We start from the raw sequence: 16501 nt of genomic DNA, 5'->3' as shown, positions 1-16501 counted from the left end.
AGCGCGGGGCCTGAACCGGTGTCAGAGGAGGCCGAATTCGCCGTCGATGAATTCGAAGATCTCGTCTGCGGAGGCGGATTCCAGCTGGTCGGCGACCGTGGGGGCGTCCGACGTGCCGAGCGCTCCGTTGCACCTGGCCAGCAGTCCCTGGAGGCGCAGCGCGATGCCGGCCTTCGTGGACGCGTCGAGGGTCAGGGTGCCGATCAGTGATTCGACGTCCTCCAGCCGGGAGTTCACCCGGGCCAGGGCGTCGTCGCCGATCCCGAGCCCGTCGCGCAGGTGGCGGGCGAGGATCAGCGGGGTGGGGTGGTCGAAGACGAGCGTGGCCGGGAGCTTCAGGCCGGTCGCCTCGCGGACCCGGTTGCGCAGTTCGACCGAGGTGAGCGAGTCGAAGCCGACGTCCTTGAACGCCGTCTCCGCCCGGATGCCCGCCGGGTCGGTGTGCCCGAGCACGAGCGCGGCCTGGGTGCGCACCAGGTCGAGGAGCAGCGCCTCCTGCCCGGCCGCGTCGAGTTCGGCCAGCCGGCGCGTCAGCCCGCCGCCGTCCCCCGCGGCCGCCGCCCGCGCCTGCTGCCGGCCCACGGGGACCAGTCCGCGCAGCAGGTGCGGTACGCCGCCGCGCGCCGCGGCGCCGGCCCGGACGCCCCGCAGGTCGAGCCTGGCCGGCACCAGCAGGGGCCGGCCGGCCGCCACGGCGGCGTCGAACAGTTCCATCCCCTCGGCGGGGGTGAGCGCCACGACCCCGTCGCGGCTGGCGCGGCGGCTCATGCGCGCCTGGTCGTCGGCGCTGAGGTGGGTGGTCATGTTGGTGGCGTGGGCCCACGTGCCCCAGGCGAGGGAGAGGGCGGGCAGGCCGGCGGCCCGGCGGTGGTCCATCAGTCCGTCGAGGAAGGCGTTGGCGGCCGCGTAACCGCTGCTGCCGGCGCCCATGAAGACGGAGGAGGCGGAGGAGTAGACGATGAACGCGTCGAGGTCGAGGCCCCGGGTGAGGTCGTCGAGGTGGCGCACCGCGTCGACCTTGGGGGCGAACAGCTTCGCGAGCTGTCCGGGCGTCAGCGCCTCGACCAGCCCGGCTTCGAACACGCCCGCGGTGTGGACGACGCCGGTGAGGGGGTGACCGGCCGGGACGGAGGCCAGCAGCGCCTCGGCCTGGCTGCGGTCGGACAGGTCACAGGCCGCCACGGTGACGTCGGCGCCCTCGGCCGTCAGCTCGGCGACGAGCTCGCGGACGCCTTCGGCCTGCGGGCCCCGGCGGCTGGCCAGCAGCAGGTGCCGTACGCCGTGCCGGACGACGAGGTGCCGGGCGATCAGGGAGCCCAGCGAGCCGCCGCCGGAGACGAGGACGGTGCCGTCGGGGGCGAACACCGCGGGGACGTCCGGGGCGTCGCCGCCGGTCCGGACGAGCCGGGGGACGGAGAGGCCGGTCCCGCGTACGGCGACCTGCGGTTCGCCGCAGGCGAGGAGGGCGCCGAGCACCGGCTCCGCTCCCCCTTCGGCGGTGGGGTCGAGGTCGACGAGGACGAGCCGGTCGGGGTTCTCGGCCTGCGCGGCCCGGACGAGGCCCCACACCGCCGAGGCGGCGGGGTCGGTCACGGTACCGCCGTCACCGGCGGGCACGGCGCCCCGCGTGGCCACGACCAGCCGCGACTCCTCCGGGCCGGCCCCGGCCAGCCAGGCCTGGACGGCGCCCAGCACGCGGGAGGTCAGGGCCAGGACGGAGTCCTCGTCACCGACGGCCTCCAGCAGCGCGACGGCGGGCACCGGCCCGCCCTCGGCGAGGGCCGTCACGTCGGCGGCGTCGGCCACGGGCGCCCAGGACGGCGCGGCCCCCTCGGCGGGCGGCGCCAGCTCGGTCCACTCCACCGCGAACAGGGCGTCGGAGTGCCCGCTCCGGGCCGCGGTCTCCAGCTGCTGGGCGGACACCGGACGGGACACCAGCGAGTCCAGGCTCACCACGAGCCCGCCGGTCTCGTCGGCGGCCTGGAAGGACAGCGCGTCCGGACCGCTCGGCGCGACCCGTACCCGCAGGGCCGGGGCCCCGGCGGCGTGCAGCGCGAACCCGTTCCAGGAGAACGCCAGCCGCGGCTCCCCGGCCCCCTCCTCCCCCGCCGTACCGGCGGAGGGGGTGAAGGTCCCGGCCTGGAGTGCGGCGTCCAGGAGGGCCGGGTGCAGGCCGAACGCACCGGCCTCCTTGCGCTCCTCCTCGGGCAGGGCGACCTCGGCGAAGACCTCCTCGCCGCGCCGCCACACCGCCCGCAGGCCCTGGAACGCCGGCCCGTACGCCAGACCGTGCGCCCGCAGGTCGTCGTAGAACGCGGGGGCGTCCACGTCGAGCGGCTGTGCCCCGGCCGGCGGCCAGGCGGCGAAGTCGAAGCCTGCGGCGGGCGTGGCCGGTGCGGGCGACAGGGTGCCGGTGGCGTGCCGGGTCCACCCGTCGCCGGCGTCGGCGTCCTCGCGCAGGGAGTAGATGTCGACGGGGCGCGAGCCGTTCTCGCCGGGCGCGCCGACCGCGACCTGCACCCGGACCCCGCCGTGGTCGGGGACCACGAGCGGCGCCTCGATGACGAGCTCCTCCAGCAGCCCGCAGCCCACCTCGTCACCGGCGCGCACGGCCAGTTCCACCAGCCCGGTGCCGGGGACGAGCAGCACGCCGCCGATGGCGTGCTGGGCCAGCCAGGGGTGCGAACGCACCGACAGGCGGGAGGTGAAGACGAGCCCGTCGGACTGCGGCAGCCGGACCACCGCACCGAGCAGCGGGTGCCCGGTCTCGGCCTGGCCGAGGGAGGCCGCGTCGGTGGCGGTCTCGGTGGCGTGGAGCCAGTAGTGCCGGTGCTCGAAGGCGTACGTCGGCAGCTCCACGCGCGTGGTGGGGGCCGGCAGGAGCGCGGCCCAGTCGATGTCCACGCCCCGGACGAAGAGCTCGGCCATGGAGGCGTACAGGCGGCGCGGGCCACCGTCCTCACGGCGCAGCGAACCGGTCACGACGACGTCGGCGTCCGTACCGTCGACGGTCTCGTTGATCGGCTGGACCAGCACCGGGTGGGCGCTGACCTCCAGGAACACTCCGTAACCCTGCGAGGCCAGTTCGGCGACGGCAGGGCCGAAGCCGACCTGTCCGCGCAGGTTGCGGTACCAGTAGCCGCCGTCCAGGACGTCGGCCTCTTCGACCCAACTGCCGGTGACCGTGGAGAAGAACGGCACCGTCGGCGCCTTCGCCGCGATGCCCGCGAGGGTCTCGGCGAGCAGCTCCTCGATCGCCTCGACGTGCCGGGTGTGGGACGCGTAGTCCACCGCGACGCGTCGTACGCGGACGCCCTCGAAGGCCAGCGCCTCCAGGGCCTCGTCCAGCGCCTCGGCGTCGCCGGCGACGACCACCGAGGTGGGCCCGTTGACGGCGGCGACCTCGACCCGGTCCGCCCACGGCGCCACCTTAGCGGCCGCCTCGTCGGCGCTCAGCGCGACGGAAGCCATCCCACCCCGCCCGGCGAGCTCCTTGGCAATGGCCTGGCTGCGCAGGGCCACCACCCGGGCCGCGTCCTCCAGCGACAGCGCCCCGGAGACGCACGCGGCGGCGATCTCACCCTGCGAATGCCCCAGTACCGCATCCGGCTTGACATCCACCGACCGCCACACGGCGGCCAGACCCACCATCACCGCGAAACTCGCCGGCTGGAGGACATCCACCCGCTCCAGCAGCTCCGGCGCAGCCTCACCCCGCAGCACGTCGACCAGCGACCAGTCGACCCACGGCTCCAGCGCGGCAGCGCACTCCGCGATCCGCGCCGCGAACACCGGTGAGGAATCGAGCAGTTCACGACCCATACCGGCCCACTGCGAACCCTGCCCCGGGAACACCCACACGACCGAGCCCAGTGCACCCGCACTGCCGCTCACGACACCGGCCGCGTCCTCACCGCGGGCCAGTGCCCGCAGCCCGGCCAGGGCCTCCTCGGCCGAGTCGGCCGTGACGACCGCCCGCTCGCCGAACACCGAACGGCCCGACGCCAGCGAGGCGGCCACCTCCGCCAGGGACACGCCCTCGGCGTCCTCCAGGAACCCCGCCAGCCGCTCGGCCTGTCCGGCCAGGGAGGCGGCGCTGCGCGCCGACACCACCAGCGGCACGACACCACCGGGCGCGGAAACCGGCTCCGCGGGCTCCTCCTCAGGGGCCTCAGGGGCCTCCTCCAGGATCAGGTGCGCGTTCGTCCCGCTGACCCCGAAGGACGAGACGCCCGCCCGGCGCGGCCGCCCGGAGCGCGGCCACTCCCGCGCCTCGGTCAGCAGCTCCACCGCGCCCTCCGACCAGTCCACCTGGGTCGTGGGCCGCTGTGCGTGCAGGGTCGGGGGGATCACGCCGTGCCGCAGCGCCTCCACCATCTTGATGACGCTGCCGACGCCCGCCGCGGCCTGCGTGTGCCCGATGTTGGACTTCAGCGAGCCCAGCCACAGCGGCCGCTCCGGGTCCCGGCCCTTGCCGTAGGTGGCGAGGAGCGCCTGTGCCTCGATCGGGTCGCCCAGGGCCGTGCCCGTGCCGTGCCCCTCCACCACGTCCACGTCGGCGGGGGTGAGTCCGGCGCCGGCGAGCGCCCCGCGGATGACCCGCTGCTGGGACGGGCCGTTGGGGGCGGTCAGCCCGTTCGAGGCGCCGTCCTGGTTGACGGCGCTGCCGCGCAGCACGGCCAGTACCTTGTGCCCCTTCTCGCGGGCCACCGAGAGGCGCTCCAGCAGCACCACGCCGACGCCCTCGGCGAGGCCCATGCCGTCCGCGCCGTCGGCGAAGGCCTTGCAGCGGCCGTCGGTCGCCAGGCCGCGCTGCCGGGAGAAGGCCATGAAGGAGCCGGGGGTCGCCATCACCATCGCGCCGCCGGCGAGGGCCATCGAGCACTCGCCGCGCCGCAGCGACTCGGCGGCGAGGTGCATGGCCACGAGCGACGAGGAGCAGCCGGTGTCGATCGACAGGGCCGGCCCCTCGAAACCGAAGACGTACGACACCCGGCCCGAGGCCACGCAGGACGCCGCTCCGGTGCCCGCGAAGCCCTCGACCTCCGGGGGCACCACGCCGGCGCCGGCGCCGTACCCCTGGCCGGAAACCCCGGAGAACACGGCGACGTCCGCGCCCTTGAGTGCGTACGGGTCGAGGCCGGCCCGCTCCAGGGCCTCCCACGAGGTCTCCAGGAGCAGGCGCTGCTGCGGGTCCATCGCGAGGGCCTCGCGCGGGGAGATCCCGAAGAAACCGGCGTCGAACAGGCCCGCGCCCTGGAGGAATCCGCCCTGGTCGGTGTAGGAGGTGCCGGCGTGGTCGGGGTCAGGGTCGACCAGGGCCTCCAGGTCCCAGCCGCGGTCCTCGGGGAACCCGGAGACCGCGTCCCGGCCCTCGGACACCAGCCGCCACAGGTCTTCGGGAGAGGACACACCGCCGGGGTAGCGGCAGGCCATGGAGACGATGGCGATCGGCTCGCGCGCCTGGTCCTCGACCTCGCGCAGCCGCTTGCGGACATCGCGGGCGTCGGCGATGGCCTTCTTGAGGTAGTCGCGGAGTTGTGCCTCGTCAGCCACTGGATTCAGCTCCAAGGAAAGGTGATGTGAGCGATTGCTGTGGGGGTCCCGCACCGGGTGCGGGGGGGTACGGCCGGGCACGCCCGTGCGGGCCCGGCCGTACGATCCGGCTCAGTCGAGCCGGTCGAAGATCGCGAACAGCTCTTCGTCGTCAGCGGTTTCGAGATCCTCGTCGGAGGCGTCCGCGCCTCCCTGAGCGGTGCCCGGACGGGCCGCCGCCTCGGCTGCCTTCAGCAGTTCCCGCAGGCGTACGGTGATCCGCTCGCGCGCCTCCTCGTCGGCGGCGGCGGACTCGATGGCCGCCTCCAGGCCGGTGAGGCCGGCCAGCACCGGGTCGGCCGGGGACGCCTCCTCGACGCCGCACTCCGCGCGCAGGTGGCGGGCGAGGACCAGCGGGCTCGGGTAGTCGAAGACCAGCGTCGCCGGGAGCTTCAGCCCCGTCGCCTCGCGGACCCGGTTGCGGAGCTCGACCGAGGTGAGCGAGTCGAACCCGGCCTCCTTGAACGCCGTCTCGGCCCGGAGGCCGCCCGGGCCGGTGTGCCCGAGCACGGCCGCCGCCTGGGTGCGGACCAGGTCGAGGAGCAGGGCCTCCTGCTCCGCCGCGGTGAGCCCGGCGAGCCGGTCGGTGAGGTTCCGGGACTCCTGACCCGTGCCGCCCGCCCTGGCCTGCTGCCGGCCCGCGGGGACCAGTCCGCGCAGCAGGGGCGGTACGCCGCCGCCCGCCGCCGCGTCGGCCCGTACCGCGCGCAGGTCCACGTTGACCGGGACGAGGAGCGACTGGGCCGATCCGAGGGCGGCGTCGAAGAGCTCCATGCCCTCGGCGGATCCGAGCGCCTGGACTCCGCCGCGTCCCTCTCGCCGGCTCATCCGGTTCTTGGTGAGCTCGTCGATGGTGGTGGCCATGCCGGTGACCTGTTCCCAGGGACCCCAGGCCAGGGAGAGGCCCGGCAGGCCGGCGGCCCGGCGGTGGTCCATCAGGCCGTCGAGGAAGGCGTTGGCTGCCGCGTAGGCGCCGCTGCCGGCGCCCATGAAGACGGAGGAGGCGGAGGAGTAGACGACGAACGCGTCCAGGTCCAGGCCCCGCGTCAGCTCGTCGAGGTGCGTGACGGCGTCGACCTTCGGTGCGAACACCCCGGCCAGCCGCTCCGGGGTCAGCGTCCCGATGACGCCCGGGTCGAAGACCCCGGCGGTGTGCACGACACCGGTGAGCGGGTGCCCGGTCGGTACGGACGCCAGCAGCGTTTCGGCCTGGGCCCGGTCGGAGAGGTCGCAGGCCGCCACCGTGACGGTGGCGCCCAGCTCGGTCAGCTGGGCGACCAGTTCCTCGACCCCTTCGGCCCGCGGGCCGCGGCGGCTGGCCAGCAGCAGGTGCCGTACGCCGTGGACGGAGACCAGACGGCGGGCCGCGAGCGCGCCCAGCGAACCGGCGCCCGAGACCAGGACGGTGCCCTCCGGGGCGAAGACCGCGGGAGCCTGCGCCACCGGCCCGGCGGCGCGGGCGAGGCGCGGCACCAGCAGGGCCGCCCCGCGGACCGCGACCTGCGGTTCGCCGCAGGCCAGTACGCCGGCGAGGACGGAATCCAGCACCGAGTCCGTACCGCCTTCGGCGAGGGGGTCGACGTCGACGAGGACGATCCGGTCCGGGTTCTCCGCCTGCGCGGCCCGGACGAGACCCCACACCGCCGACCCGGCCGGGTCGGTCACCGCACCGCTCTCCCCCGCCGGCACCGCACCCCGAGTGGCCACGACCAGCCGCGACTCCTCCGGACCGGAGCCCGCCAGCCACGCCTGCACGACCCCCAGCACGCGCGAGGTCAGCTCCAGCGCCGAACCCCCGCCGCCGACGGCCTCCAGCACCGGTACCACCGCGGCTGCGGCGCGCCCGGCCAGGTCCGCCACGTCGGCGGCGTCGGTCACCGGCAGCCACGACGGGCCGGAGTCCGCCCCGTCGGCGGCGGCCGTCTCGGTCCACTCCACCCGGAAGAGCGAGGTGGCGGCCGCGGCGTCGGCCGTCGCGCCGAGCCGCTCGACGTCGACCGGTCGCAGGACCAGCGAGTCCAGGGTGACCACCGGGCTGCCGGTCTCGTCGGCGGCCTGGAACGACAGCGCGTCCGGACCGCTCGGCGCGACCCGCACCCGCAGGGCCGAGGCCCCGGCGGCGTGCAGGGCCAGCCCGTTCCACGCGAACGGCATCACCGGCTCGCCGGACTCCTCGTCCGCCGGGCCCGCCGCCGCGCTGAACGTCCCGGTCTGGAGGGCCGCGTCCAGCAGCGCGGGGTGCAGGCCGAACGCGGCGGCCTCCTTGCGCTGCTCCTCGGGCAGGGCGACCTCGGCGAAGAGCTCCTCGCCGCGCCGCCAGACCGCCCGCATGCCCTGGAACGTGGGCCCGTACGCGTATCCCATCTCGGCGAGCAGGGCGTAGCCGGCACTGATGTCGACCTGCTGGGCACCGGCCGGGGGCCAGGCCGCGAAGTCGAACCCCCTGCCGGCGGGCCGGCCGCCGGCGGACAGCATGCCGGTGGCGTGCCGCGTCCAGCCGTCGCCGTCGGTGGCGTCCTCGCGGCGGGAGTAGATCTCCACGGTGCGCGAGCCGCTCTCGCCGGGCGCGCCGACCGCGACCTGGAGCCGGACCCCGCCGTGGTCGGGGACGACCAGCGGCGTCTCGGTCACGAGCTCCTCCAGGAGCCCGCACCCGGCCTCGTCCCCGGCGCGTACGGCGAGTTCCACGAGGCCGGTGCCGGGGAGGAGCACCAGGCCGCCGACACGGTGGTCGCCGAGCCAGGCGTGCGTGCGCAGGGAGAGCCGGGAGGTGAAGACGAGCCCGTCGGACTGCGGCAGCTGGACCACCGCGCCGAGCAGCGGGTGGTCGGCGGTCGCCTGGCCGAGGGAGGCCGCGTCGGTCGCCGACTCGGCGAGGTGCAGCCAGTAGTGCCGGTGGTCGAAGGCGTACGTCGGCAGCTCCACACGCCGGGCCGGCTGCGGCAGGACACCGCTCCAGTCGAGGTCGACGCCTCGGACGAACAGCTCGGCCATGGAGGTCAGCAGGCGGCGCGGGCCACCGTCCTCACGGCGCAGGGAGCCGGTCACGACCAGGTCGGTGTCGAGGCCGTCGACGGTCTCCGCGATCGGCTGCACGAGCACCGGGTGCGCGCTGACCTCCAGAAACACCCCGTAGCCCTGCGAGGCCAGTTCGGCGACGGCAGGGCCGAAGCCGACCTGTCCGCGCAGGTTGCGGTACCAGTAGCCGCCGTCCAGGACGTCGGCCTCTTCGACCCAACTGCCGGTGACCGTGGAGAAGAACGGCACCGTCGGCGCCTTCGCGGCGATGCCCGCGAGGGTCTCGGCGAGCAGCTCCTCGATGGCTTCGACGTGCCGGGTGTGGGACGCGTAGTCGACGGCGACGCGGCGGACGCGGACGCCTTCGAAGGCCAGCGCCTCCAAGGCCTCGTCCAGCGCCTCGGCATCACCGGCGATCACCACGGACGACGGGCTGTTGACCGCCGCCACCTCGACCCGGTCCGCCCACCGCTCCAGCCGGGCCACGGCCTCGTCGGCGCTCAGCGCGACGGAGGCCATCCCGCCCCGCCCGGCCAACTCCTCGGCGATGGCCTGACTGCGCAGGGCCACCACCCGGGCCGCGTCCTCCAACGACAGCGCACCGGAGACGCACGCGGCGGCGATCTCACCCTGCGAATGCCCGAGCACCGCGTCGGGCTGAACACCCACGGACCGCCACACGGCGGCCAGACCCACCATCACCGCGAAGCTCGCCGGCTGGAGCACGTCCACCCGCTCCAGCAGCTCGGGCGCCGCCTCACCCCTCAGGACCTCGGTCAGCGACCAGTCGACCCACGGCTCCAGCGCGGCAGCGCACTCCGCGACCCGCGCCGCGAACACCGGTGACGAATCCAGCAGTTCACGGCCCATACCGGCCCACTGCGAACCCTGGCCGGGGAACACCCAGACCACCCGCCCCGGCGCACCCGCACTGCCGGACACCACACCGGCCGCGTCCTCACCCCGGGCCAGTGCCCGCAGCCCGGTCAGCGCCTCCTCGGCCGAGCCCGCGAGGACCACCGCGCGTTCGCCGAAGACCGCGCGGCCGGTGGTCAGCGCCCCGGCCAGGTCCGCCGGTGACACCGCGTCGGCGTCCTCCAGGAACCCCGCCAGCCGCTCGGACTGTCCGGCCAGGGAGGCGGCGCTGCGCGCCGACACCACCAGCGGCACCACACCACCCGCCATCGGGGCCGGGGCCGGTGTCGCGGTCTCCTCCGCGGCTTCGGCCGGGGCCTCCTCCAGGATGAGGTGGGCGTTCGTGCCGCCGACGCCGAACGAGGAGACGCCCGCACGGCGCGGCCGGCCGTCGCGCGGCCACGCGCGGGCCTCGGTGAGCAGTTCCACCGCGCCCGCCGTCCAGTCCACCTCGGTGGTGGGGCGCTGGACGTGCAGGGTGGGGGGCATGACCCCGTGGCGCAGGGCCTGCACCATCTTGATGACGCTGGCGACGCCCGCGGCGGCCTGCGTGTGCCCGATGTTGGACTTGAGGGAGCCCAGCCACAGCGGCCGCTGCGCGTCACGGCCCTTGCCGTAGGTGGCGAGGAGCGCCTGGGCCTCGATCGGGTCGCCCAGGGCCGTGCCCGTGCCGTGGCCCTCGACGACGTCCACGTCGGACGGGGCGAGCCCGGCGCCGGCCAGCGCCTTGCGGATCACCCGCTGCTGCGAGGGTCCGCTGGGCGCCGTGAGGCCGTTGGAGGCGCCGTCCTGGTTGACGGCGCTGCCGCGCAGCACCGCCAGCACGCGGTGGCCGCGTTCCCGCGCCACCGACAGCCGTTCCAGGACGACCACGCCGACGCCCTCGGCGAGGCCCATGCCGTCGGCGCCGTCCGCGAAGGCCTTGCAGCGGCCGTCGGTCGCCAGGCCGCGCTGCCGGGAGAAGGCGAGGAAGGCTCCGGGCGTGGCCATCACCATCGCGCCGCCGGCCAGTGCCATGGAGCACTCGCCCTGGCGCAGCGACTGCGCGGCCAGGTGCATGGCGACCAGGGAGGACGAGCACGCGGTGTCCACGGACACCGAGGGGCCCTCCAGGCCGAAGACGTACGACACGCGGCCGGTCGCCACGCTCGGGGCGAGGCCCGTGCCGGCGAAGCCCTCGACCTCGGGTGCGACCGTGCCGGTGCCGTAGCCCTGGCTGGAGACGCCGGAGAAGACGCCCACGTCGCTGCCCTTGAGCGAGAACGGGTCGATGCCGGTGCCTTCCAGGGCTTCCCAGGAGGTCTCCAGCAGGAGCCGCTGCTGCGGGTCCATGGCGAGGGCCTCGCGCGGGGAGATCCCGAAGAAACCGGCGTCGAACAGGCCCGCGCCCTGGAGGAATCCGCCCTGGTCGACGTACGAGGTGCCGGCCTGGTCGGGGTCCTGGTCGAACAGGGCCTCCAGGTCCCAGCCGCGGTCGTCGGGGAACCCGGAGACGGCGTCGCGGCCCTCGGACACCAGCTTCCACAGCTCCTCGGGCGAGGAGACGCCGCCGGGGTAGCGGCAGGCCATTCCGACGATCGCGATCGGCTCGCCGGCGTCGGCGGCCGCGGTGGCCGTCCGCTCGACAGGGGCGGGCGCCGTCGTGTCGCCGAACTCCTCGCGCAGGTAGCGGGCGAGGGCCAGCGGGGTCGGATAGTCGAAGACGAGCGTGGCCGGCAGTTTCAGGCCGGTCGCCTCACGGACCCGGTTGCGGAGCTCGACGGAGGTGAGGGAGTCGAACCCGACGTCCTTGAACGCCATGTCGGCCCGGACCCCGCCCGGCCCGGTGTGGCCGAGGACGACGGCGGCCTGGGTGCGCACCAGGTCGAGGAGGAGGGCCTCCTGCTCCGGGGCCGGGAGTCCGGCCAGCCGTGCGGAGAGCCTGCGGCCCTCGTCGGCGGTGGCCCCCGCCTGCGCCTGCTGCCGGCCGGCCTTGACGAGGCCGCGCAGCAGGTACGGGACGGCGCCGCCGGCCGCCGCGTCGGACCGTATCCCGCGCAGGTCCAGCTTGACGGGCACGAGCAGCGGCTGTCCGGCGTCGAGGGCGGCGTCGAACAGGCCCATGCCCTCGGCGGCCGATATCTCCAGCACACCGCTGCGGCTCGCCCGGGCCTGGTCGACGCTGCTGAGGTGCGAGGCCATGCCGAGGGACTGCTCCCACAGGCCCCAGGCCAGGGAGAGGCCCGGCAGGCCGGCGGCCCGGCGGTGGTCCATCAGGCCGTCGAGGAAGTGGTTGGCGGACGAGTAGTTGCCCTGTCCGGCGCCGCCGGACAGGCCCGCGACGGACGAGAACACGACGAAGGCGTCGAGGTCCAGGCCCCGGGTCAGCTCGTCCAGGTGGCGTACCGCGTCCACCTTCGGTGCGAACACCCCGGCGAGCCGTTCCCTGGTCAGGGCCCCGATCAGGCCGTCGTCGAACACGCCGGCCGTGTGGACGACCCCGGAGAGGGGGTGCTCGGCCGGTACGGACGCCAGCAGCGCGGCGAGCTGGTCGCGGTCGGAGAGGTCGCAGGCCGCCACGGAGACCTCGGCACCCCGCTCGGCCAGTTCGGCGACGAGTTCCGTCATGCCCTCGGCGGCCGGTCCGCGGCGGCTGGCCACCAGCAGGTGGCGCACGCCGTGCCGGGCCACCAGGTGCCGGGCCACCAGGCCGCCCAGTGATCCGGCGCCCGAGACGAGGACCGTGCCCTCGGGGGTGAAGGTCGCCGGGAGGTCCGGGACCTGCGCGGCGGCGCGGGCGAGGCGGGGCACGGAGAGCGTGGTCCCGCGTACGGCGACCTGCGGCTCACCGCTGGCCAGTACGGCACCGAGGACGGAGTCCATCACGGAGTCCGTGGCGCCTTCGGCGGCCGGGTCGACGTCCACCAGGACGATCCGGTCCGGGTTCTCGGCCTGCGCGGCGCGCACCAGGCCCCACACCGCGGCGCCGGCGGGGTCGGTCACCGTGCCGCCGGCGCCGGCGGGCACGGCGCCCCGGGTCGCGATGACCAGCTGGGACTCCTCCAGCGCGGTCCCGGCCAGCCATGCCTGCATCACTTCCAGCACGCGGGAGGCCAGGTCCAGCACCGGGTCCGCGCCGCCGTCGCCGACGGCCTCCAGGACCGCGACCAGTGATACGCCTTCGGTGGCCGCCAGGGCCTCGGACAGCGCCGAGACCTCCTCGGCGGTGGCGACGGGCGCCCACGTCAGGACGTCGTCGACCTCCTCCTCCGGCTGCGGGAGCTCGCTCCACTCCACCCGGAACAGCGCGTTGGCGACCGCGCTGTCCGCCGGGGTCTCCAGCTGCCCGGCGGACACCGGACGGGAGACCAGCGAGTCCAGGCTCACCACCAGCCCGCCGGTCTCGTCGGCGGCCTGGAACGACAGCGCGTCCGCTCCCTTCCGGGCGACCCGTACGCGCAGGGCCGAGGCCCCGGAGGCGTGCAGGGCCAGCCCGTTCCACGCGAACGCCAGCACCGGCTCCCCGGGCTCCTCGTCCGCCGCGCCCGCGTGGGCGAAGGTCCCGGCCTGGAGGGCCGCGTCCAGCAGCGCGGGGTGGACCCCGTACCCGCCGGCGTCCTTGCGGTACTCGTCGGGCAGGGCGACCTCGGCGAAGACCTCGCCGTCGCGCCGCCAGACCGCCCGCAGGCCCTGGAACGCGGGCCCGTACCCGTAGCCGCGTTCGACCAGGTCGCCGTAGAACCCGCCGGCCTCGACCGGCTGCGCGCCGGCCGGAGGCCAGGCGGTGAAGTCGAAGGCGGCGGCGGCCGGCTGGGCCGTGGCCGACAGGACGCCGGTGGCGTGCCGCGTCCACGCGTCGGCCTCGGCGTCCTCGCGCAGGGAGTACACGGCCACGGAGCGCGAGCCGTTCTCGCCGGGCGCGCCGAGCGCCACCTGCACCCGTACGCCGCCGTGGTCGGGGACGACCAGCGGCGCCTCGATGACGAGTTCCTCCAGCAGCTCGCAGCCGGCTTCGTCGCCGGCGCGCACGGCCAGCTCGACCAGCCCGGAGCCGGGGAGGATGACCACGCCGCTGACGGCATGGTCGGCGAGCCAGGGGTGCGTGCGCAGGGAGAGGCGGGAGGTGAAGATGAACCCGTCGGACTGCGGCAGCCGGACCACCGCGCCGAGCAGCGGGTGATCGACCTGCGTCTGTCCCAGGGAGGCCGCGTCCGTCGCGGCGCCGGTGTCCTTCAGCCAGTAGTGCCGGTGCTCGAAGGCGTACGTCGGCAGCTCGACCCGCGCCGTCGTGGCGGGCAGGAGCGCGGCCCAGTCCACGTCCACACCGTGGACGAAGAGCTCGGCCATGGAGGCGTACAGGCGGCGCGGGCCGCCGTCCTCGCGGCGCAGCGAGCCGGTCACCACGACGTCGGTGTCGAGTCCGTCCACGGTCTCGTTGACCGGCTGGACCAGCACCGGGTGGGCACTGACCTCCAGGAACACCCCGTAACCCTGCGAGGCCAGTTCGGCGACGGCCGGGCCGAAGCCGACCTGGCCGCGCAGGTTGCGGTACCAGTAGCCGCCGTCCAGGACACCGGCCTCGGCGACCCAGCCGCCCGTGACGGTCGAGTAGAAGGGGATCGCGGGAGCCAGGGCGTCCACCCCGGACAGGGTTTCGGCGAGCAGCTCCTCGATGGCTTCGACGTGCCGGGTGTGCGAGGCGTAGTCCACGGCGACCCGGCGGACCCGGATGCCCTCCAAGGCCAGTGCCTCCAGGGCCTCGTCGAGCGCTTCGGCATCACCGGCGATCACCACGGACGACGGGCTGTTGACCGCGGCCACCTCGACCCGGTCCGCCCACGGTGCCAGCTTCGCGGCCGCCGCTTCGGCGCTCAGTGCGACGGAGGCCATCCCGCCCCGGCCGGCGAGCTCCTTGGCGATGGCCTGGCTGCGCAGGGCCACCACCCGGGCCGCGTCCTCCAGCGACAGGGAACCCGCCACGCAGGCGGCGGCGATCTCACCCTGCGAGTGGCCGAGGACCGCGTCGGGCTGAACGCCCACCGACTGCCACACGGCCGCGAGGGCGACCATGACGGCGAAGCTCGCGGGCTGGAGCACGTCCACGCGGTCGAGCAGCTCCGGCGGGGCCTCGCCCCGCAGGACCTCGGTCAGCGACCAGTCGGTCCACGGCTCCAGCGCGGCGGCGCACTCCGCGACGCGCTCGGCGAACACCGGCGAGGCTTCGAGGAGTTCCCGGCCCATGCCCGCCCACTGGGCGCCCTGACCGGGGAACACCCACACGAGCGGGCCGAGCGCACCCGCACTGCCGGACACCACCCCGGCCGCGTCCTCACCGCGGGCCAGTGCCCGCAGCCCGGCCAGGGCCTCCTCGGCGGAGTCGGCCGTGACGACCGCCCGCTCGCCGAACACCGAACGGCCCGACGCCAGCGAGGCGGCCACCTCGGCCAGGGACACGCCCTCGGCGCCCTCCAGGAACTCGGCGAGCCGCTCGGCCTGTCCGGCCAGGGAGGCGGCGCTGCGCGCCGACACCACCAGCGGCACCACACCACCCGCCACCGACACCGGCTCAGCGGGCTCCTCCTCAGGGGCCTCAGGGGCCTCCTCCAGGATCAGGTGCGCGTTCGTCCCGCTGACGCCGAACGCCGACACACCGGCCCGGCGCGGCCGGCCGTCGCGCGGCCAGTCCCGCGCCTCGGTCAGCAGCTCCACCGCACCCGCCGACCAGTCCACCTCGGTGGTGGGCACGTCCACGTGCAGGGTGGGGGGCAGCACGCCGTTGCGGAGCGCCTCCACCATCTTGATGACGCCGGCGACGCCCGCCGCGGCCTGCGTGTGGCCGATGTTGGACTTGAGCGAGCCGAGCCACAGCGGGCGCTCCGCGTCCCGGCCCTGCCCGTACGTCGCCAGGACGGCCTGGGCCTCGATGGGGTCGCCGAGGGCGGTGCCCGTGCCGTGGCCCTCGACGACGTCCACGTCCGCCGGGGCGAGCCCGGCGTTCGCCAGTGCCCCGCGGATGACGCGCTGCTGGGACGGGCCGTTGGGGGCGGTCAGCCCGTTGGAGGCGCCGTCCTGGTTGACCGCGCTGCCGCGCAGCACGGCCAGTACCTTGTGCCCCTTCTCGCGGGCCACGGAGAGCCGTTCCAGCACCACCACGCCGACGCCCTCGGCCCAGCCGGTGCCGTCGGCCGCGTCGGCGAACGCCTTGCAACGGCCGTCGGCGGCCAGGCCCTTCTGCCGGGAGAACTCGGCGAAGACGCCCGGGCTGGCCAGGACGGTCGCCCCGCCGGCGAGGGCCATGGAGCACTCGCCCTGCCGCAGCGACTGCGCCGCCAGGTGCATGGCGACCAGGGAGGAGGAGCAGGCCGTGTCCACCGACACCGCCGGGCCCTCGAAACCAAGGACGTAGGAGACCCGCCCGGACGCCACGCTCGTGGACCCGCCCGTGCCGGCGAAGCCCTCGATCTCGGGCGTGACCATGCTGGCGCCGGGGGCGACGTAGCCCTGGCCGAACACCCCGGAGAACACACCGACATCGGCGCCCTTCAGCGAGACCGGGTCGATGCCGGCCCGCTCCAGGGCCTCCCAGGAGGTCTCCAGCAGGAGCCGCTGCTGCGGGTCCATGGCGAGGGCCTCGCGCGGGGAGATCCCGAAGAACCCGGCGTCGAACAGGCCGGCCTCGTGGAGGAACCCGCCCTGGTCGACGTACGAGGTGCCCGCACGGTCGGGGTCCGGGTCGAACAGGCCCTCCAGGTCCCAGCCGCGGTCCTCGGGGAACCCGGAGACGGCGTCCCGGCCCTCGGACACCAGCCGCCACAGGTCCTCGGGGCCGGCGACCCCGCCGGGCAGCCGGCAGGCCATGCCCACGATGGCGATCGGTTCACGGGAGGCGTCGTGGAGCCGGCGGTTCTGCTTCTTGAGGGAGCCGACTTCTTCCAGCGACTTCCTCAGCGCCTCGACGACCTTCTCGTAGGACGCACTCACGTTGGGTTCCCCA

General features: G+C 75.4%; 1 protein-coding gene and 2 pseudogenes. All 3 read right to left on the bottom strand.

Features of this window, described 5'->3' with window-relative positions; translation table 11 throughout:
• Positions 1–21: 21 nt before the first annotated feature.
• A pseudogene (locus ACZ5NJ_RS19705) lies at positions 22–5520 on the bottom strand (type I polyketide synthase); the annotation flags it as partial.
• 147 nt (positions 5521–5667) lie between these two features.
• Complete coding sequence (locus tag ACZ5NJ_RS19700; protein WP_468766378.1) at positions 5668–16371, bottom strand: type I polyketide synthase; 10704 nt, start codon at positions 16369–16371, stop codon at positions 5668–5670.
• A 66-nt stretch (positions 16372–16437) separates the two neighbouring features.
• Positions 16438–16488, bottom strand: a pseudogene (locus ACZ5NJ_RS19695) (hypothetical protein); the annotation flags it as partial.
• Between the last annotated feature and the right edge of the window lie 13 nt (positions 16489–16501).

The organism is Streptomyces sp. NPDC032091, assembly GCF_055580265.1.
This window is presented reverse-complemented; position numbering and strand designations above follow the sequence as displayed.